The organism is Pseudomonas sp. s4 (assembly GCF_046764235.1).
Taxonomy (GTDB): domain Bacteria; phylum Pseudomonadota; class Gammaproteobacteria; order Pseudomonadales; family Pseudomonadaceae; genus Aquipseudomonas; species Aquipseudomonas asiatica.
The window spans coordinates 19,725-40,052 of record NZ_CP177209.1 but is presented as its reverse complement, the minus strand read 5'-3'; the positions used below and the strand labels follow the sequence as shown (position 1 = coordinate 40,052).

Annotated in this window: 18 protein-coding genes and 1 pseudogene; 13 read left to right on the top strand and 6 right to left on the bottom strand. The window is 57.6% G+C overall.

What is annotated here, in order from left to right:
- The first annotated feature begins 3 nt into the window (after positions 1–3).
- From ACK56M_RS00180 to ACK56M_RS00150, 7 genes are all read left to right on the top strand, one after another.
- Positions 4–162, top strand: a complete 159-nt coding sequence (locus ACK56M_RS00180; RefSeq protein ID WP_015268414.1) for a hypothetical protein — start codon at positions 4–6, stop codon at positions 160–162.
- 43 nt (positions 163–205) lie between these two features.
- Positions 206–2,728, top strand: coding sequence for a heavy metal translocating P-type ATPase (locus ACK56M_RS00175; protein WP_135198622.1), 2,523 nt, complete (start codon positions 206–208; stop codon positions 2,726–2,728).
- A 337-nt stretch (positions 2,729–3,065) separates the two neighbouring features.
- Positions 3,066–3,266, top strand: coding sequence for a heavy-metal-associated domain-containing protein (locus tag ACK56M_RS00170; RefSeq protein WP_004575963.1), 201 nt, complete (start codon positions 3,066–3,068; stop codon positions 3,264–3,266).
- A gap of 265 nt (positions 3,267–3,531) precedes the next feature.
- A complete protein-coding gene (locus ACK56M_RS00165; RefSeq protein ID WP_011953096.1) occupies positions 3,532–4,554 on the top strand; it encodes a cytochrome D1 domain-containing protein in 1,023 nt (340 codons plus the stop codon).
- Positions 4,555–4,692: 138 nt separating this feature from the next.
- On the top strand, positions 4,693–5,148 hold the full coding sequence (locus tag ACK56M_RS00160) for a hypothetical protein (protein ID WP_011953095.1): 456 nt from the start codon (positions 4,693–4,695) through the stop codon (positions 5,146–5,148).
- Between the two features lie 25 nt (positions 5,149–5,173).
- Positions 5,174–5,449, top strand: coding sequence for a DUF2933 domain-containing protein (locus ACK56M_RS00155; RefSeq protein WP_011953094.1), 276 nt, complete (start codon positions 5,174–5,176; stop codon positions 5,447–5,449).
- The gene (locus ACK56M_RS00150) at positions 5,446–6,105 is read left to right on the top strand and encodes a methyltransferase family protein (RefSeq protein ID WP_011953093.1); all 660 of its coding nucleotides are present in this window, start codon (positions 5,446–5,448) and stop codon (positions 6,103–6,105) included. The genes ACK56M_RS00155 and ACK56M_RS00150 overlap by 4 nt, the downstream gene beginning before the upstream one ends.
- A gap of 414 nt (positions 6,106–6,519) precedes the next feature.
- On the opposite strand, the gene ACK56M_RS00145 is transcribed toward ACK56M_RS00150, so the two are convergent.
- From ACK56M_RS00145 to ACK56M_RS00120, 6 genes are all read right to left on the bottom strand, one after another.
- Positions 6,520–6,867, bottom strand: a complete 348-nt coding sequence (locus ACK56M_RS00145; RefSeq protein WP_011953092.1) for a copper-binding protein — start codon at positions 6,865–6,867, stop codon at positions 6,520–6,522.
- The gene (locus tag ACK56M_RS00140; protein ID WP_011953091.1) at positions 6,864–10,022 is read right to left on the bottom strand and encodes an efflux RND transporter permease subunit; all 3,159 of its coding nucleotides are present in this window, start codon (positions 10,020–10,022) and stop codon (positions 6,864–6,866) included. Before ACK56M_RS00140 ends, ACK56M_RS00145 begins: the two co-directional genes overlap by 4 nt.
- Positions 10,019–11,485, bottom strand: a complete 1,467-nt coding sequence (locus ACK56M_RS00135) for an efflux RND transporter periplasmic adaptor subunit (protein ID WP_011953090.1) — start codon at positions 11,483–11,485, stop codon at positions 10,019–10,021. The genes ACK56M_RS00140 and ACK56M_RS00135 overlap by 4 nt, the downstream gene beginning before the upstream one ends.
- The gene (locus tag ACK56M_RS00130) at positions 11,482–12,735 is read right to left on the bottom strand and encodes a TolC family protein (RefSeq protein WP_011953089.1); all 1,254 of its coding nucleotides are present in this window, start codon (positions 12,733–12,735) and stop codon (positions 11,482–11,484) included. Before ACK56M_RS00130 ends, ACK56M_RS00135 begins: the two co-directional genes overlap by 4 nt.
- A gap of 470 nt (positions 12,736–13,205) precedes the next feature.
- Positions 13,206–14,612, bottom strand: a complete 1,407-nt coding sequence (locus ACK56M_RS00125; RefSeq protein ID WP_411959202.1) for a heavy metal sensor histidine kinase — start codon at positions 14,610–14,612, stop codon at positions 13,206–13,208.
- Positions 14,612–15,289 carry a heavy metal response regulator transcription factor gene (locus ACK56M_RS00120; protein ID WP_011953086.1) on the bottom strand — a complete coding sequence of 226 codons (678 nt, stop codon included), beginning with the start codon at positions 15,287–15,289 and terminating at the stop codon, positions 14,612–14,614. Before ACK56M_RS00120 ends, ACK56M_RS00125 begins: the two co-directional genes overlap by 1 nt.
- 166 nt (positions 15,290–15,455) lie before the next feature.
- Between ACK56M_RS00120 and ACK56M_RS00115 the strand changes: the two genes are divergently transcribed.
- The 6 genes and pseudogenes from ACK56M_RS00115 to ACK56M_RS00090 form a co-directional block, all read left to right on the top strand.
- Positions 15,456–15,662: a co-regulatory protein PtrA N-terminal domain-containing protein gene (locus ACK56M_RS00115; protein ID WP_011953085.1), complete on the top strand. Its 207-nt coding sequence runs from the start codon at positions 15,456–15,458 to the stop codon at positions 15,660–15,662.
- A gap of 182 nt (positions 15,663–15,844) precedes the next feature.
- Positions 15,845–17,803: a copper resistance system multicopper oxidase gene (locus ACK56M_RS00110; RefSeq protein ID WP_012269846.1), complete on the top strand. Its 1,959-nt coding sequence runs from the start codon at positions 15,845–15,847 to the stop codon at positions 17,801–17,803.
- A gap of 14 nt (positions 17,804–17,817) precedes the next feature.
- Positions 17,818–18,141 (top strand): hypothetical protein, encoded by a 324-nt coding sequence (locus ACK56M_RS00105; protein WP_012269845.1) that lies wholly within the window; start codon positions 17,818–17,820, stop codon positions 18,139–18,141.
- Positions 18,131–19,246, top strand: a complete 1,116-nt coding sequence (locus tag ACK56M_RS00100) for a copper resistance protein B (RefSeq protein ID WP_011953082.1) — start codon at positions 18,131–18,133, stop codon at positions 19,244–19,246. The genes ACK56M_RS00105 and ACK56M_RS00100 overlap by 11 nt, the downstream gene beginning before the upstream one ends.
- A 9-nt stretch (positions 19,247–19,255) precedes the next feature.
- Positions 19,256–20,035 (top strand): c-type cytochrome, encoded by a 780-nt coding sequence (locus ACK56M_RS00095; RefSeq protein ID WP_011953081.1) that lies wholly within the window; start codon positions 19,256–19,258, stop codon positions 20,033–20,035.
- Positions 20,025–20,228: pseudogene (locus ACK56M_RS00090) on the top strand (DUF411 domain-containing protein); the annotation flags it as partial. The gene ACK56M_RS00095 and the pseudogene ACK56M_RS00090, both read left to right, overlap by 11 nt.
- Positions 20,229–20,328 lie beyond the last annotated feature (100 nt).

The following is a 20,328-nucleotide window of genomic DNA, read 5'->3' as shown; positions in this document are numbered from 1 at the left end:
TGATTGGCGTCACAGCTGTTCAAGGAGATGTTGTCTAGGCTGGACAATACGGCAGCGGCCGATATTTCCCACCCAGCTTGGGAGTTGATCATGACGGAGCCCATCGCCGTGGTACAGATCTGGCAATACCTTTTTGGCGGACTAAAGGCGGTATTGCACTGATCATGCTGGCCATATTTGGCCTGTTTTATGTGGCTCGTGCACTATGGCCACCTGTCACAGGCACTACAGTTATTTAATTTTGTTGCTCTGTCCGCTGACGCAACTCTTCGGGCACAACCATGGCGGGTATTCTCACCAGAAGGGTGAAAACTCGTCCAAACCGGACAACAAAGGGAACTACTTCATGCACACCGAATCGTGCCAGCATGACCATGACCATGACCATGACCACTCGCACCCGCATGAGCAACCGGATGGTAGTCAGCGCGATTTGGTATGCGGTATGACGGTGCCACCGGATAGTCGCTACTTCGAGCTATACGAGGGAAGGACATACCGCTTCTGCAGTGAAAAGTGCCTGACGAAATTCCGCGCAGCGCCTGTGCATTATCTTAGCCCTCCCCAGGACCAAGAACACGCGGGCCATCTCCACTCGGCTGCCCCGCAGCCAAGCAACGCGGCGGACGCCGAATACACTTGCCCGATGCATCCCCAAATCCGCCAGCGTGGGCCGGGCAGTTGCCCAATCTGTGGCATGGCCCTAGAGCCGGTAATACCGGAGCTTGAGGAAGACGAGAACCCGGAACTCAAGGACTTCTCCCGCCGCTTCTGGTGGACCTTGCCCCTGACGGTCATCGTGACCGTGTTGGCCATGACTGCCCACCAACTCCAATTGCTGCATGGTGCCACACAGAATTGGGTGGAGTTGATTCTGGCCACTCCCGTGACACTATGGGCTGGCTGGCCGTTTTTCGTGCGTGGGGTCGCATCGATTCGTAATCGCAGCCCGAATATGTGGACCCTGATAGGTTTGGGAACGGCTGCGGCGTACCTATACAGCGTTGCGGCCACAGTGTTCCCGCAGGTTTTCCCGACGACTTTCATGCAGGATGGCCGCATCGGTGTCTACTTCGAAGCGGCTGCAGTCATCATCTCATTAACGTTGCTCGGCCAAATGCTCGAGCTCAAGGCGCGCTCACAAACCTCCGCCGCCATCAAGTCGCTCCTGGGTCTTGCCCCCAAGACGGCCCGTCGCATCGGGGCCGATGGTCAGGAGGAAGATATTCCGCTCACCCACGTGCATACGGGCGACCACCTGCGCGTTCGCCCTGGCGAGAAGGTGCCGGTCGACGGGGTGGTCCTGGAAGGCGAAAGTGCTATCGATGAATCCATGCTGACAGGCGAGCCCGTGCCAGTGATGAAGAAAGCTGGGGATGCACTCATCGGTGCCACGCTGAATACCCACGGCAGCCTTGTGATGGCGGCGCAGAAGGTCGGCGCCGAGACAGTGCTCTCGCAAATCGTGCAGATGGTCGCGCGGGCTCAGCGCTCGAAAGCCCCGATGCAGCGGATGGCGGACACCGTGGCCGGCTATTTCGTCATGGGGGTGATTCTGGTCGCGCTGGTCACGCTCTTCGGCTGGGGGCTTTTCGGACCGGAGCCTGGCTGGGTCTTCGGCCTGATCAATGCGGTCGCGGTCCTGATCATTGCCTGCCCCTGCGCGCTCGGCCTAGCCACTCCCATGTCGATCATGGTCGCTACCGGGAAGGCTGCCAGCAGTGGCGTGCTCTTCCGAGACGCCAGTGCTATCGAGAACCTCTGCAAGATCGACACGCTGATCGTCGACAAGACCGGGACCCTCACCGAGGGCCGGCCAGTGTTTCATAGCGTGGTCGGTACCGGGCAGTTCATGCCACCCGAAGTCTTGCGCCTTGCCGCCAGCCTGGACCAAGGCAGCGAGCATCCGCTGGCACATGCGATTGTCGATCATGCGCGAGCGCATGGACACAGCTTGTCCAAGCCAGAGGCGTTTGAGTCGGGCTCTGGGATCGGTGTACGTGGCCAGGTGAACGGCAAACGGCTGCAGCTTGGCAACACGACCTTGATGGAAGAGGCTGGCCTCGACACCAGTCCGTTGCGAGACCGCGCCGAGCAGCTGCGTCTGGAAGGCATGAGTATCATGTACTTGGCCGTCGATGGCGTGCTCGCTGGCCTGCTAGCGGTGTCCGATCCGGTCAAACCCACCTCCAAGGAGGCGGTAACCCGGCTACAGGCAGAAGATGTGAAGGTCATCATGGCCACCGGCGACGGCCTGACTACGGCACGTGCGGTCGCGAAACAACTCGGCATCGAGGAAGTCCACGGAGAAGTGAAACCCGAGGACAAGGAGCAACTGGTGGCGCTCCTGCAGGGCGATAAGCGCCGGGTTGCCATGGCAGGAGATGGGATCAACGATGCCCCTGCGCTGGCCCGGGCTGATGTCGGGATCGCCATGGGAACTGGCACCGATGTTGCCATGAACAGCTCCCAGTTGACGCTGGTCAAGGGCGACCTGATGGGCATCCTGCGGGCCAGAACACTATCCGTGGCCACGGTGAAGAACATGCGTCAAAACTTGGGCTTCGCATTCTTCTACAACGCTATGGGCATACCGCTGGCGGCAGGTTTGTTCTACCCGCTTACCGGCCATCTATTGTCACCGATGATTGCGGCATTGGCCATGAGCGTAAGTTCGGCTTCCGTGGTATTCAACGCACTGCGGCTGAAGCGCGTAGTCACAGACTGAAATGGGCACACCGCAACCTATGAGAGGAAGTTCCGCCATCAGCGTTTCAACGCCTGATCCATATGACTGACTGTCTAGGGCTTTGGCCTTAGCGGGTATGTCCGCGAGTTCGGCGCCAATCTGGTCCTGATGGAGGACATCGGGCAACTGCGACGTCCGCCATCTTCTGCCAAGATCGTAAGGGACAATTGTGATGCAGCAGGGGCCGCCGCCAGAGGAGTTGGACAAGATTTCAGGGCGAAGATAAATCCTTTGACCGGGCCTTGACCTTGTCATCGTGTCAAGGTTGAAGCTGTAAATGCGGCGAGAAAAGCCGTACCAGCATGAGAGGCCCGCTATGTTCGTTTTGGAAGTTTCCGGTATGGGATGTGGCAGTTGTGTCAACAAGATCACCAAGGCCATCCAGGCTGCCGATGGCGACGCGAAGGTGATCGTTGATCGTGCTGCCGGTACAGTGAGTGTCCAAAGCAACATCGAGGCGGAACGCGTCGGTGCACTGGTCCAGGCGCTTGGTTACCCAACCAAAGTCAGTCGCTAAGTCTCGTTACCGCTCAGATGGCAAGCCGCCGTGCCATGTTTCATGGCGCGGTTTCTTCATATACAGCCTGATGTCGACTGACTCCGGGTCGGGATAGCCAGCAATACTCCCCAAGAAATGGACGGCCTTCGATCACCCAGTGCCGAGTCAAGCTGTGGACGTTGACGCTGATCAAGAAAATGCTTCGCGATTGGTGTTTATCTTGAGTAAATGTATAGGCCAGCCTGGCTCACATACCCCGGCCCCTCGTTGGAGCTCATTCACAATGATGACTGCCAAGCGGTTTAGTTCTATGGCCTTGGGGATATCCCTGCTCATCCCTCTGGGGCTGGTCATGGCAAACCCTACGGGTAACGTCTACACGGCCAATGAACGGTCCGCTTCCATTAGCCAGGTAAATCTTGCGACAGGTGATGTGAGCACGGTCGCCTTGCCGATCGCACCCCACAACCTACAGGTTTCGCCCGACGGCAGCTTGCTTCTGGTTGTTGGAGTGGCTGGACATGCGGGGCATTCGAGCGGTGAAAAGCCCGGTGGGCAGTTGCTGGTGTTCAGTACCAGCGCGCTGGACAGGCCACCGTTCAGCTTCCCGGCAGGCGATCACCCGGCTCATGTGGTCACCGACGTCACCGGGCTGCGAGCTTTTGTGACCGATTCCGCTGCCAACCAGGTGCGAGTATTTGACCTTGAGCAGCGAATCGAGTTGCCCGGTATTCCAACTGGGCGTTATCCCCATGGGCTGCGCTTGAGCCCTGATGGCCGGACACTCTATATCGCGAACATGAAGAGCGACAGCGTATCGCTTATCGATGTCGTCACACTCAAAGAAACCGCGCAGATTCCCGTGGGCAAAGGCCCTGTCCAGGTCGGCTTTGCCCCTGACGGTCGCCTGGCATTCGTCTCGCTCAGTGCGACAAATCAGCTTGGCATCATCGACACGGCCAGACGCAAGGTGATCAGCAAGGTTGATGTCGGCCGCACGCCAATCCAGATGATGGCCACCGTTGACGGTCGCCAGGTCTATGTCGCGAATCAGGGCAGTGGCCAGAATCCGGACGACCGAGTCTCCATCGTAGATCTCCAGACGCGTAGCAGCCTGGGCACCGTGACCACCGGCAAGGGTGCCCATGGTGTGGCCATCAGCAGCGACGGCGCTTATGTGTTTGTCAGCAATATTGAAGCGGGCACCGTATCTGTCATCGATACGAGCAGCCGAAAGGTCGTTGCTACCCATAAGGTTGGCGCCGGGCCAAACGGGATCAGCTTCGAGCCGCCGAGTGCCCAATAATAGCCCGTCGGTGTACAACCCGAGCACGACGCGAAAAATGAGCATTCACGCCGGCGCAGTAATTTGCTTGTCGTGCCAGGTGAGGCCTAGCGCCCAGACCAAGGCATCCGGCTTTAAAACAGTGCTAAGGAGATGATGATGAACAACGTTCGAAATTTACTGATCGGACTTTGTTTGGCCGCAGCGTCCGTGGGCGCCATGGCGCAAAACACCGATGAACACTCGACACATCACCCGGCCGATGCGCCAAGCGCGGCGGCTACCGAGAAGACGCCTTCTCAGCCAATGGACAAAGGGCAAATGGCGGCGATGGACCAGCAAATGAAGGCCATGCAAGCCATGCACGAAAAGATGGCTGCAGCCAAAACGCCGGAAGCCCGTCAGGCGTTGATGGCCGAGCATATGGCGCTGATGAAAAATGGCATGGCCATGATGAAGTCCATGGAGGGTGGCATGCCTGAAATGGGGGGCATGCATGGCGGCATGGGCGGGGATATGGCCGCCCGCCACCAGATGATGGAAAAGCGCATGGACATGATGGAGTCGATGATGCAGATGATGATGGACCGCATGCCATCTGCTGCATCGAAGTAACCCATCTCCTTTCCCAGGAGTCGCTATGAACCCTCACTTCGATGAAAACGGCTCACCACACAGTTTCTGGCGTTCACGCTATGCAATCGGCCTGGTGGTAATCGGTGGGATCGCCGTCTACTTCCTGCTCACCGAGCACCTTGCCCATGTCGTTGGAGCCCTGCCTTATCTGTTGTTGCTCGCCTGTCCGCTGATGCATGTCTTCATGCATCGAGGACATGGGGGACACCATCACCAGGGCCAGAGCAAACCGGCCCCCTCCGATAAGGCTGATATCCATAAGCCGGGAGATCCATCATGAATCATGGTGAAAGCGCGTATGGCCTCTGGTCGCTGGTTTTCATCAACTCCGCGATCTTCATCATGTTTGCCTTCAGTTTCTTCAAGCCGGCAACGGCGAGAGACTGGAGGAGCTTCGGTGCATTCTCGGCCTTCATCGTTGCCCTGTTTGTGGAAATGTATGGCTTCCCCCTGACGATCTATCTGTTGTCAGGCTGGTTGCAGGCCAGGTTCCCCAACCTCGATCTGCTTTCCCACGAATCCGGCCATCTGTGGTCGACGTTGCTCGGTGACCAGGGCAACCCACACTTCAGTGTTTTGCACATTGCCAGTTACCTATTCCTGGGTTTCGGCTTCTATTTGCTTTCTGCCGCCTGGAACGTGCTATATCACGCGCAACGCCGCCGTTCACTTGCAACGGTCGGGCCCTATGGCTGGATCAGACATCCGCAGTACGTGGCATTTGTGCTGATTCTTCTGGGCTTTCTCCTTCAGTGGCCGACGCTGCTGACGCTGGCAATGTTCCCGGTGTTGCTGGTGATGTACGGGCGTTTGGCGGTTTCCGAAGAGCGGGAAATGCACAAGCAGTTTGGCGCTGCCTACGAAGCTTATACCCGCGTTACGCCTAGGTTCGTTCCGCACCTGCGCGAAAGGTTGGGTGGGGGTCATAGAGGCTGAAGCGTAGGACGAAGGAGCTACATGCCAGGAGGGTTTCAGCGGCAGTGTTTCTAGCGGGAATAGGGTATCCAAAGTCTGTTTGCTCGGATAACACTCTGAGTTGTCGCGGGTTTTCTTGTCGACAAGCTCGGTGGAATCCTTGTTGGCGTTCGGATAACTCAGGCAGTTGGATGACTTTGCGATGCCCTGTCCGCTTTCGACCCATATAGATCGTGATGCACGAAGATCTCTGCTCAAACGTCAGCTACTACTCTGATCTGAATGCATCCCGGCTACAGAGCGCAAAGACCAACTAGCGTCCCGAGGCACAGAGCTGAAGGCGGCGCGGTCAGGAATTGCGGCAGCACTTTTTCCAAAGTTTGGCTAAATGACCCTGCCTATCAGCTCTAATAGGCAGGGTTAGAAGTCAATCCGTCACTGCTTGCGAATGCCTACGATCGTCGCTGTGCCCCCATTCATTCGGAAATCGAAGCTGACCTTGTCGCCTACCTTGAGTCCCTTGAGTTGCTGCTCGGTAGCGCTGAAGCCCATGGTCATTGCCGGCCATTTCAGGGCTGATACTGGTCCATGCGCCAAGGTAACTTTACCTGGTTCCAAAGCTTTGATGGTTCCCTCAGCCGATGCAGTCGGAGCCGCCTGGCTGCCTTGGGTCTCGTTGCCTTCCATGGGCATATTCTTCATATCCGTGCCATACATGTCTTGGGCCTGCACCGCCGCCGCAACGGCGAACACCAGGCCAGCGCTGATCAGTAGCTTCTTCATCGGGTTACTCCTGTTTGGGGGTTATCGTGTACAGCGAGTCCGCGGCGCCTGACGAGCCAGTAAGCCGCAGGGATTACAAATAGTGAGAGCAAAGGCGCGGTGAGCATGCCGCCGACCATGGGTACAGCGATCCGGCTCATGACTTCGCTGCCGGTACCGCTACTCCAGAGGATTGGCATCAAGCCTGCGACGATCACTGCTACGGTCATGGCTTTGGGGCGGATGCGCTGCACGGCCCCTTCGCGGATAGCATCCAGAAGCGCAGGTTGCCCCTGCGTACCGTTGCCGTTTCGTTCAGTCCAGGCATTGTTGAGGTAGATCAGCATGATGACTCCAAACTCTGCTGCGACCCCAGCCAAGGCGATAAAACCGACACCCGTGGCCACCGACAGGTTGTAGCCCATCATGTACAGCAGCCATACGCCGCCGGTTAGCGCAAATGGCAAGGTAGCCATGATCAGCAGCGCTTCACCGAGGCGGCCAAACGTGAGGTAGAGAAGGACGAAAATAATGGCCAGCGTCGCCGGTACTACCCATGCTAAGCGCGCATTGGCGCGCTCCAGGTATTCGAACTGCCCGGAATAGCTCAAGCTTATGCCAGGATCGAGCTTCACCTGCTGATCGACTAGCCGGCGCAGGTCGGCAACGACGGAGGACAGGTCCCGTCTCCGCACGTCGATATACACCCAGCCCGAGGGGCGCGCGTTTTCACTCTTGAGCATGGGTGGACCGTCCGCAATACGCACCCGTGCCACGGTTCCCAGTGTGATTCGCCCCCCTTGGCTGGTGTAAATCGGTAGCTGCCGCAGGGCATCAACAGAGTCACGCCACTCCCGTGGGTACCGAACACTGATGGGATATCGCGCCAGGCCTTCTACGGTTTCGCCGATGTTTTCGCCCCCAACGGCGCCGGCAACAATCGCTTGGACATCAGCAATGTTCAGGCCGTAACGCGCTGCGAATTGGCGGTCGATATCCAGATCGATGTAGCGTCCACCGGTTAATCGCTCGGCGAGGGCGGAAGTCACCCCTGGAACCGTTTTGGCCACCTTCTCGATAGCCAGAGTCACCCGGTCGATCTCATTCAAATTGCTGCCGGCAACCTTTACGCCGATCGGGCTTTTGATACCGGTTGCGAGCATGTCGATACGGTTTCGAATCGGTGGGATCCAGATATTGGTTAGCCCAGGTACCTGCACGGTACGGTCCAGCTCTTCGATCAGCTTCTCAGTGGTCATCCCTGCTCGCCACTGATCCTTCGGTTTAAGTCGGACAGTCGTCTCGAACATCTCCAGCGGGGCCGGGTCGGTCGCTGATTCAGCCCGGCCCGCTTTACCGAAGACACTGGCGACCTCCGGTACCGTTCGGATCAGCCGGTCCGTACGTTGCAAAAGCTCAGAGGCTTTCTGCGCCGAAAGACCTGGCAGGGCAGTCGGCATGTACAGCAAATCGCCTTCATCCAGTGGCGGCAAGAATTCGCCGCCGAGCTGGCTCAGGGGCCAGACACTGCTGAGCAAAATCAACAGTGCACCCGCCAACGTGAGCTTTGGCCGGCGTAGAACGATCTCCAATGCTGGGCGATAGAGCCGTATCAGGGTTCGATTGAGTGGGTTGCGCTCTTCTGCCGGTAAACGACCCCGAATCCAGTACCCCATCAGCACGGGTACCAGGGTAACCGAAAGGCCCGCTGCTGCTGCCATTGCATAAGTCTTGGTGAATGCGAGGGGCGCAAACAGCCTTCCCTCCTGAGCCTGCAAGGTGAATACCGGTATGAAGGACAGCGTAATGATCATGAGGCTGAAGAACAGCGCAGGCCCGACCTCGACTGCTGCCTCAGTCATCACTTTCCAATGATCTTCGCCACGCAACGACTTTCCAGGGTGCCACGTATGCCAAGCCTCAACCCGTTTGTGCGCGTTCTCAATCATCACCACAGCGGCGTCCACCATCGCACCGATTGCAATGGCTATGCCCCCAAGCGACATGATGTTGGCGTTGATGCCCTGGTGGCGCATGACGATCAGGGCAATGAGGACACCAACCGGAAGCGAGACGATGGCGACCAACGATGAGCGCAGATGCCAAAGAAATGCAGCGCACACCAGTGCGACCACGATGAACTCTTCAATCAGCTTCTGGCTCAGATTTTCCACAGCACGATCGATCAACTGGCTACGGTCGTAGGTAGTGACCAGCTCGACCCCGGCAGGCAGGCTTTTTTCCAGCGATTCAAGCTTGGATTTGACGTGAGCGATGGCATCTTTCGCATTCTTGCCACTGCGCAGAATTACTACGCCGCCCACCGCTTCGCCCTGTCCATCAAGCTCGCCGATGCCGCGACGTGCCTCAGGGCCCAGCTGTACAGTGGCTACATCGCCCAGTGTTACGGGTATACCCTTCGCAGCCAGGCGCAGGGGAATGGCTCGGAAATCATCGAGTGACTTCAGATAGCCGGAAGCCCTTACCATGAACTCAGCTTCGCCTTGTTCGAGCACGCCGCCACCGGTTTCCTGATTGGCCTTGGCGATGGCGTCCGAAACCTCAACTTGAGTGATTCCCAAGCTGGCCATGCGCAGCGGATCGAGCACTACCTGGTACTGCTTGACCATCCCGCCTATCGTCGCCACTTCGGCAACGTCCGGAAGAGTTTTCAACTCGAAGCGCAGGAACCAGTCCTGAAGGCTGCGCAGCTGTGCCAGGTCATGGGTACCACTGCGGTCCACCAGCGCATACTGGTAGATCCAGCCTACACCAGTGGCATCGGGTCCGAGCACTGGCTTAGCGGACGCCGGTAATCGAGACTGAACCTGGCTTAGGTATTCGAGCACCCTGGACCGCGCCCAATAGAGATCTGTGCCGTCCTCAAACAACACATATACGAAGCTGTCTCCAAATGCTGAAAAGCCCCGCACTGTCTTGGCTCCGGGTACGGAAAGCATTGTGGTGGTCAGGGGATATGTCACCTGATTTTCCACGATCTGCGGTGCCTGCCCTGGGTAGGAGGTGCGGATAATCACCTGCACATCTGACAGGTCAGGCAACGCGTCGATCGGCAAACTGCGCAGAGAGAAAACGCCCCAAGCTACGGCAAACAGTGTTGCCAGCAGGACCAGGACGCGGTTGCCAACCGACCAACGAATCAGGTTCGCGATCATGGCTGGTTCTCCTGCTGGGTTATTTGCTCGATGACCATGCCTTCATCGCGCTCGCGCACTCCAAACCGGATGCGTTCGCCAACCTTGAGTCCGGCAATCAAGCGGGGATCTGCCACAGGGAAAGTCATCGTCATACCAGGCATGCCCAGCGTCACGAACGGTCCATGAGCGATGGTCAGCTGATTACCTTCTATTTGAACGATGCGCCCATTGGCCTGATGTAGAGCCGGCTGTACAGGTTGCGCAAGTGGAGCATCGCCAGCAGTAACGGCCTCGATACCTTTCAAGCTCGCTTCGGAGTCCAGCAGAAACTGCCCGGACGCCACAACGCGCTGGCCCGCCTGAAGGCCTCGCAGCACGACCACCTGGCCAGCACTTTCCTGGCCGAGCACTACTTCCACCGGCCGGAATCGACCTCCGTCTTCTGACACCATTACGAGATCGCGTTTCCCCGTCCGAATGATCGCCTCGGCTGGCACCAGTAGGCTGTCATCCTGTTGCCCGGACGGATGGAGGGAAACCTGCGCGGTCATGCCTGGGCGCAACCGGCCGCCGGGGTTGGGCAGTTCTATACGAAGCCGCAAGGTGCGGCTTTGCAGATCCGCATCAGCCAGCAATGCGGTCAGCTTGCCGGGAACAGGTTCGCCTGGGAACGCTGCCAGATTCGCCTGCACTGCCTGTCCTTCCTGTAGGCCTTGGGCTTGCGCTTCAGGTACTGCGGCCTCAAGCCAGACGTTCGCGATACCATTGATCTTCGCCAACGTTGCACCCGGTGTCATTGTCATGCCTGGCCGCAATTCCAGAGCCTGAAGGACGCCTGCTGTTGGGGCCAAGAGCGTTACCGAATTCTGGACCCTTCCCGTACGGTCAATCCGGTTGATAAGATCGGCAGGCATACCCGCCAGCAGTAGTCGTTGCCGAGCTGCAGCGCGCAATTCATTGTCCCCAGATCGCTGAAGCGCCAGGTACTCTTCCTGCAAGCCCGCCCATTCAGGCGTCAACACATCTGCCAATGGGGCGCCCTTGGCAACCACGTCGCCTGTAGCGCGGCCATAGGTGCGTTCGACGTAGCCACCGGTACGAGCCTGCAGAACGCTAAAATCCCGCTCATCGAAGGTAAGCACGCCGCTCACCTGGAGGGTTCGAGCAAGCTGCCCTTTCGCTACGGTAGCCAGACGGACCCCCAGGTTTTGTTGGAGCCCCTGTGAAACTTGAACTGCGGGGCTCACCTCAGCAGCGGTGCTTTCCTGGTACTTCGGCACCAGTGGCATGTCCATGAAGGGCGACTTGCCCGGTGCTGGAAAGTGCTGCTGGGGGTACATCGGGTCATACCAATACAGCACCTTCTGTAGCGTTTCAGGGGAGGCAGTGGACACCTGCCCACGCTTTGCTAGCTGATAGCCAACGCCACCGCCGATAGCCAACGCGGCCAATACCACAAGGCTGATAGTTGAATTTCTCATGCGCGCACCTCTCCATACGCGAAGTGCAGCCGTGCAGCTGTCGCGGCCAACTGTCCTTGCAGATCGATGTCTTGCAGTCGTGTTTCAACCCGCTGACGTCGAGCGGTGAGAACCTCACTTAAGGGTGATTTACCGGCTCGATAGTCAGCAAGGGCGAGGCGGACTCGATCCTCCGCTAGCGGTAACAATGTTTCACGGCTGCGCTGCACTGCTCGCTGCAATCGCTGGTAATCCGCAAGATCTGTCTCCAGCTGCGCTTTATGCTCACGCAATGCCGCTTCCTGTTCGTCCTCCAGTTGCCGGACTTGTGCGCGACGTGCCGCGATCATCGGGTCCTGCCGTGAGCCAGCGAACAAGGGCAGTTGGAAACTTACCTGCAGGCTCACCATATTGCTGAATTCAGGCCCGCGCCGCTGGTAATCCACCTGCCACCCCCAGTCCGACTTCTTTTCTGCCAAGGCTTGGTGCACTTGAGCTTGTGCTTCCCGCGTAAGGGCGTTGTAGGTCGCCAATTCTGGATGTGCATGTATAGCGTGTAGATAGTCCGGCGCGCTCACTGGCCAGCGCGGAAATGCTTGAGCTTGCGGATCAGCATCCTCTCCAATCCATCGCTTGAGTGCAGCCCGTGCCTGAGCGGCCTGTGTGAGCAGAACATCTTTTTGCTCATCGAGTTGCGCAGCTTCCTGGTCAGGAGCAAGTGCGTCGGCCGTCGCGCCGGTACCGCCGGCCAGGCGTGCGCGGATTGCTGCGGCCAACAGACGGTTTTCTTTGTAGAAGTCCTCAAACTGCTGCAGTTTCCGTTGAACGGTGTACGCCGCGACCCAAGCTTGGGCTGTGGCAGCACGCACTTTTAAGCGCTCGAACACCGCCTCTGCATCGGCTCGCTCAACGCTCGCTCGTGCCGTCTCAACTCGTGCCTCCCGCTTGTCCCGGTTTGGTACTTCCTGGGAGAGGCCGACAACCTGCATCGTCATGAAATCGCGGTTCATGCTCCAACGATCACTGCCGTCAACAGGAAGGTTCTGCACTCCTAGGTTGAGACGTGGATCAGGCAGCTCGCCTGCTGGGATCACAGCGTGTCGAGCGGCCGTCATTTGCTCTTGCCTGGCCTGGAGGATGGGGGCATTGCGTTCGGCAAGTTGAAGCGCTTCCTCCAGAGACAACGGTGTAGCCTGAGCCGGTAACGTCGACAACAGGCTGATCAGAGCGGCCAGACATGCCATCCCTAATCGGTAACGTGGGGGAGTCATGGAAATGATTCCTCAAAAAATCAGCGCGCAAGCGCATGCCATCATCCGGCTGCAAAACAGGACGATGGGGTGAATTTAAGAGGTAATCAGGCGCGGGGTGGCCGCCAAGGGTCAGGAGGCGCCCTGTTTACGAGGCTCACCGCATAGGTATCTACTGGCCTAGGCGCAGAATAGGTGAGCGTGGGGTTAATTATTTCGACCTGAACTGTGCTCGCGGTTCTACACTCCTGGCCCACTTTGCAGGCTTTGGAGTGGTCGGCAGCTGATCCTGGATCAGTATCCTGGCAACAATCGTGATCCATCCCCGCCATCATCTCCATCCCCATGGTTTGCATGGGGCATGGTTCAATGGCTGAGTCGACTCCCGCCATGCCGTTGAGAGGAAGCGATGCGATTAGAAGCAGGATGGTGAACAGTCGTAGGAGCCGGTTCATGATGGCCGAGTATAGGTTACACGCATGAAATGAGCATTAAGCCGTTTGAGGCTTGGAAGTGGATTGTTTGGCGTGCGGCAGAGCGATGTGAAAACTCGTCACGCCGTCAGCGGAGGTACACCAAATTCGCCCACCATGAGCCTCGATGATCGAACGCGTTATGGCCAGACCCAAGCCGGCGTTGCTTGGGCTTCCTTCCCGCCTTGCAGGGTCAGCGCGATAGAACCGGTCGAAGATTTTGTTGATATGTTCCGGATCAATCGTGGCCCCATTGTTCTGGACGGACAGGTTCACTTGATCAGCCGCCTCGACAATCCGGACGGCGATATCGTGGCCTTCGGGGGTATAGCGCAAAGCGTTGGATAGAATGTTGGAAACCGCCCGGTCAATCATTAGCCGGTCACCACGGATCGTACCTTCGCCTTGAAGGGCAAGCCGAATGCTTCGGTCTTCGGCTGCAAGCTGGTAGTACTCAATCAGTCTGGACACTAGCCCGACCAGATCGATATCAACCTGCTCGGGGATGATCAAGCCGTTATCAGCTTTTGCCAGGAACAGCATGTCATCGATCATGCGCGACATGCGCTTGAGGTCTTCAAGATTGGAGTAGAGGTTGTCTTCGTAGGCATCGAGGTCGCGTTTTTTGGTCAGAACGACTTCGGTATGCGTCAGAAGATTACTTACCGGAGTCCGCAGCTCATGTGCGATGTCGGCTGAGAAGTTTGATAGCCGGACGAACGCGTCTTCCAGGCGTGCAAGCATTCCGTTGAAGGAGAGGATCAGCTCCTGCAATTCAAGCGGCACGGGCTCCAATGGAATTCGCTCGCGAAGGGACCGGGCAGACATGGATGTCGCCACCTTGGTGATCTGCCCAACCGGCCGAAGACCGCTCTTGGCCACGATCCACCCCAATCCTGCACTAACCAGAGCGCTGATGACCAAGCCAATGCCGAACCACCATTGCAGCGTCTTGAAAAAGTGGGCATGGCTGGTGACATCCAGCATCAACATGACTGTTACCGGCGCCTGCGCCTGCGCTATAGCCAGTTGAGAGGTAATCCCCCGGAAGTTCCGCGAGTCGATTTGCCAGTCCCAAACGGCGCCAGAAGAGGCCTGCTTAAAGCGCTCAGGGATGCGGGATGCCTTGGAGTCCGAGAACAGGACAGTACCGTCAGCATCAAGAATCTCCGCAGAAAGGTCCTGATGAGTCCCCAACAAAGCACGCAGTTGAGGCTCCTGATCCTCAAGTTCATCACGTGCTGCTGAAAGTGAAAGGATGTGCCGGGTGGATTCGAGTTTCTCGGCCAGGGCTTGCTCATCCAGCATCTGGAAATGGTGCTGACTGAGCATGTAGAAGCTCACGCCGGCAACGACCAATACGGCGATGACCGCGAACATGAACATGAGGGTAAGGCGTTTAACGAGCGACGATTGGGCGCGCATTACTCGGGAACATCCATCAGATAGCCCATGCCACGAACTGTATGTATGAGCTTGGGGGCGAAATCGTCATCAATCTTGGCCCGCAACCTACGAACAGCAACCTCGATCACGTTAGTGTCGCTGTCGAAGTTCATATCCCACACCTGCGATGCGATCAGGGACTTCGGCAGTACCTCGCCGCGTCGGCGCATGAGTAGTTCCAGTAAGGAGAACTCCTTGGCTGTGAGGTCGATCCGCTTGCCATTTCGGGTGGCCCGGCGCTTAAGCAGGTCTACCTCCAGGTCAGCCATCTTCATAGTGGTCTGAGCATAGCCACTGCTGCCTCTTCGCAGCAAAGTGCGCACACGCGCTAGCAGTTCCGAGAATGCAAAGGGTTTGACCAGGTAATCGTCAGCCCCGAGTTCTAACCCTTTCACGCGATCGTCCACGCCATCACGGGCCGTCAAAAACAAGACTGGGACCTCTTTCCCTGCCGCACGTACCATCCGCAGCACCTCCCAGCCGTCTAGCCCCGGCATCATTACATCAAGAATCAGCAGGTCATACGCCTCGCTCAAAGCGTATTGCAGCGCGTCGGTCCCTGTGACCACACGATCGACGGTAAAGCCTGCCTCCGTCAGCCCTTGCTGCAGGTAGGCCCCGATTTTTGGCTCATCTTCGGCTACGAGTAATTTCATCTGCTGCGCCCCCTTGGATGCCCTTCAGTGTGCAGCAAAAAAGGCACCCAACCAGAAGCTGACGGAAAAGTAATGTCGGGCTCAGCTTGCTGACAGTGCCGGGTAGCTAGCTTGAGCACTGTGAACGGCGCCAATCAGGCGAAACTGACCCTTAGAGGAAACGCAAATGAACATGATCAAAGCGATTGTGATGGTAGTCACCTTCGGCATGGCGAGCCTCGCCCTGGCTGAAGGCGGCGCGGATCGCACCTTCGCCAGGATGGAAGCTGCACGTGCATCTTCCATGCAGGCTTACCAGGTTGCTCAGGAGAAAAAAGCAGAGGCTCCTGTTACCGCCCAAAGCCAAAAGCACCCCGGCCACGAGAGCTGCTGAGCTTAGCTTACAGAAATGTAATCACCCCGGAATCTGAACTATGTCAGCTTTCGGGGTATTGCCTCCCGCAATCCTTGTGCTTTGGCGAAAGTCTACGAGGCTTGGGGGAGCTCAATTGAAACCAGATGGCTGCGGATCCCGCAGTCTGGATATCAGCGATCTACCTGATTGGACGCAACGGCATGCAAAGCAAAACCACGAGACGTTCATTCGTCAAAGGCCTGGCTGCTACCGGACTACTGGGTGGGCTGGGCATGTGGCGCGCGCCGGTCTGGGCCGTAACCAGCCCTGGCCAGCCTAACGTACTGACCGGCACCGATTTTGACCTGTACATCGGGGAGCTCCCGGTGAACATTACCGGGGCAGCTCGAACGGCGATGGCCATCAACGGTTCGCTGCCAGGACCAATACTCCGTTGGCGCGAAGGCGACACGGTCACGCTACGGGTTCGCAACCGCTTGAAGCAGGACACGTCCATCCACTGGCACGGCATCATCCTGCCGGCGAATATGGACGGCGTGCCGGGTCTAAGCTTCCATGGCATCGCTCCCGACGGCATGTACGAGTACAAGTTCAAGGTCCACCAGAACGGCACCTACTGGTACCACAGCCATTCGGGCTTCCAGGAGCAGGTCGGTGTTTACGGTGCGCTGGTGATTGATGCCAAGGATCCAGAGCCTTTCACCTACGATCGTGACTATGTCGTCATGCTGAGTGATTGGACCGACGAAGACCCGGCGCGGGTTATGTCCAAGCTCAAAAAACAGTCGGACTATTACAACTTCCACAAGCGCACCGTTGGCGACTTCGTCGACGACGTGAGCGAGAAAGGTTGGTCTGCTGCTGTGGCCGATCGAAAGATGTGGGCCGAGATGAAGATGAGCCCAACCGATCTCGCTGACGTGAGCGGGCACACCTACACCTACCTCATGAACGGCCAGGCGCCAAATGGGAACTGGACGGGAATCTTCAAGCCAGGGGAGAAAATCCGGCTTCGCTTTATCAATGGCTCGGCGATGACCTATTTCGACGTGCGGATCCCCGGCTTGAAAATGACGGTTGTCGCAGCCGACGGTCAGTACGTTAAGCCAGTGTCGATCGATGAATTCCGGATTGCCGTTGCTGAAACCTACGATGTCATTGTCGAGCCTGAAAACGAGCAGGCTTACACCATCTTTGCTCAATCCATGGATCGCACCGGCTATTCAAGGGGTACCTTGGCTGTCCGTGAGGGCCTGCAGGCACCGGTGCCGGCTGTAGATCCAAGGCCTCTCATCTCCATGAGTGATATGGGGATGGACCACGGCAGCATGGGTGGCATGGATCACGGCAGCATGGCCGGTATGGACCACAGCAAGATGGCTGGCATGGACCACGGCAGCATGGCCGGTATGGACCATAGCAAGATGGCTGGCATGGACCACGGCAGCATGGCCGGTATGGACCATAGCAAGATGGCTGGCATGGACCACGGCAGCATGGCCGGTATGGACCATAGCAAGATGGCTGGCATGGACCACGGCAGCATGGCCGGTATGGACCATAGCAAGATGGCTGGCATGGACCACGGCAACATGACCGGTATGGACCAAAGCAATATGGCCGCCAGCGGTGCCATGCAGAACCATCCCGCCTCCGAAACAAACAACCCTCTGGTCGATATGCAGACCATGACCCCTACGCCAAAGCTGAGCGATCCGGGGATCGGGCTTCGCGATAACGGGCGTCGGGTTCTCACGTATTCGGATTTGCGTAGCACCTTCATCGACCCTGACGGCCGGGAACCTGGCCGGACAATCGAACTGCACCTTACCGGGCATATGGAAAAGTTCGCTTGGTCCTTCGATGGGATCAAGTTTTCTGACGCAGAGCCGCTGCGGCTCAAGTACGGCGAGCGCCTGCGTATTACCTTGGTCAACGACACCATGATGACTCACCCCATCCATCTGCACGGCATGTGGAGTGACCTGGAGGATGAGGACGGCAATTTCATGGTGCGAAAACACACGATCGATATGCCGCCTGGCTCGAAACGAAGCTATCGCGTAACCGCAGATGCACTCGGGCGCTGGGCCTATCACTGTCACCTCATGTACCACATGGAGATGGGCATGTTCCGAGAAGTCCGCGTGGACGAATGAACTGGAGATACGAGATGAGCAAACCAATGAAACGAAGCGCCTTTTTCCTCTCTGCCGCGATGGTTGGCCTGCTCGCGGTGTACGCCCCGTCTTCCTGGTCCAGTGACAACCATGATCAGCACTCTCAAAAGTCGTCCAACGCGGCGCAATCGAACGGCTCGAAGAGCAAGCAAGCCCAGGGCATGAACCATGAAGGCATGGATCACGGCTCCATGAAAGGCATGGATCATGGCTCTATGGAGGGCATGGATCATGGTTCCATGGAAGGAATGGATCACAGCAAAATGATGGAATCGCATGGCAGCGACAAAGCTAAGGCAGGGAAAAATGGCCAATAGCGTTGCACGACCATCGCTGCTGGCATTCGCCGTTTCTTTAGGTGTGCTGGGCGTTTCGCCCAGCTTCGCCGCTGAAATGGATCATTCCGGAATGGACCACTCGGCAATGGGCCACGGTGCCATGCAGATGGACCACGCCTCATCACAGGCTGCGATGCCGGGCATGGACCACAGCCAGATGGGCGCGAGCAAGCAACCCACGCAACCTGCACCCGTTGATCACAGCAAAATGGGCCATGGCCAGCCCAAAGCGAAACCCGCCTCGATGGACCACAGCAAGATGGACCATGGAAGCATGAAAGGCATGGATCACGGGTCCATGGAAGGCATGGATCATGGCGCGATGGGTCATTCCACGATGGGAAACGGGAACGCTGATTCGCCGACCCCGACCAGCCGTACGCCAATCCCGGTGCTGACTGATGCCGACCGGCAGGCTGCCTTCCCCCCGCTTGACGGGCACAAAATGGATGACAGCGGGTTCAACAGCTTTTTCTTGCTAGACCAACTGGAATACCAAGATGCCGATGAAGGTAGCACGCTTGCTTGGGATGCATCCGGCTGGGTGGGCGGCGATATCAATAGGCTCTGGATTCGCTCGGAAGGTGAACGAACCAATGGTGTGACTGAAGATGCTGAGCTGCAGCTCCTCTATGGCCGCTCGGTAAGCCCGTGGTGGGATGTTGTCGCCGGCGTCCGGCAGGATTTCAAACCGGAGGATCCGCAGACCTGGGCTGCGTTCGGTATTCAGGGCCTGGCCCTGTATGACTTCGAAGCTGAAGCCACCGCCTTTATCGGCGAGAACGGTCAAACCGCTGCCCGTCTGGAGGGCGAGTACGACATCTTGCTAACCAATCGTTTAATTCTTCAGCCAACCGCTGAGGCCAACTTTTATGGCAAGAACGACCCGGAACGCGGCGTCGGCTCTGGCCTGGCAAACACCGAAGTCGGGCTGCGGTTACGGTACGAGATTGTTCGCCAGTTCGCGCCATACATAGGTGTCACCTGGAGCCGTTCCTACGGCAAAACCGCCGATTTCATTCGGGATGAAGGCGGGGACGTGGACGAAGCTCGTTTTGTGGCCGGTATTCGGATGTGGTTTTGAGAACTCAACATGAAAAAAACAATTACAACGCTGGTGGCGGCAGGTGCTGTTACTAGCGCAGCAGTGCTAGGTGCTGCTTACTTCGGTCTCGTGAACGTTGGTGCGGACGACCCACACTTCCCCGCTGTGCATGCGTTTTTGGCCATGGCGCGGGATCGCTCGATTGAAGTCCGAGCAAGCGACATTGAGGTGCCAAACCTTAAAGATCCTGCTCTCATCCAAGCAGGGGCAGGCAACTACAACGCCATGTGTATCGGTTGCCACCTCGCGCCAGGGGTGGAGAAAACTGAACTCAGCCAAGCCCTATACCCATCCCCACCAAACCTCACCGAGATAGGTGTAAGCGGTGACCCTGCTGCTGCGTTTTGGACCATCAAGCACGGTATCAAAGCGACAGGCATGCCAGCCTGGGGTAAGAGCATGGACGACCAGTACATCTGGGGAATCGTCGCGTTCCTGGACCAGCTACCGCAACTCAATGCTGAGCAGTACCAGATGATGGTCGCTTCCAGTGGTGGTCACCAACATGGCGGTGGCGAAAGCGATATGCATAACCATGAAGGCCAACACGGTGGTGCGAAATCAGGTCATGGAAATCATGATGATTCCGCAGCAAACGGCGTGGCTGAGGAAAGTCATGATCATGGCAGTTCGCATTCGGAGTCTTCATCAGTAGCGGAGCACCACGGTGAACACGAGTCCGGCGAGGCGCACTCGGACCACCACACAGGTTCTACTCCCAAAACCCATGTGCACAAAGACGGGAAGGAGCACACTCATGACAAGTAAGCGCCGCTTCCTCGGTTTAAGTACCGCAGCGTCACTTCTAATCGCCTCAGCCGCCTTTGCTGCGGAGCCCCTGACTATCGATGTGCACCGGGACGCTAATTGCGGTTGCTGTAAGAAATGGATAGCGCACTTGGAGGCAAACGGCTTCAAGGTCGTCGACCACGTTGAAACGGACATGAGGGCGGTGAAGCGTAACCGTCCGGCCAACTCACCTTCCTGACCCCGACGCCAAAGGCGATGGTGTCCACCTAATTTAAGTGGACACCATTTCTAGCCTTTTAAGCGGGTCTTTC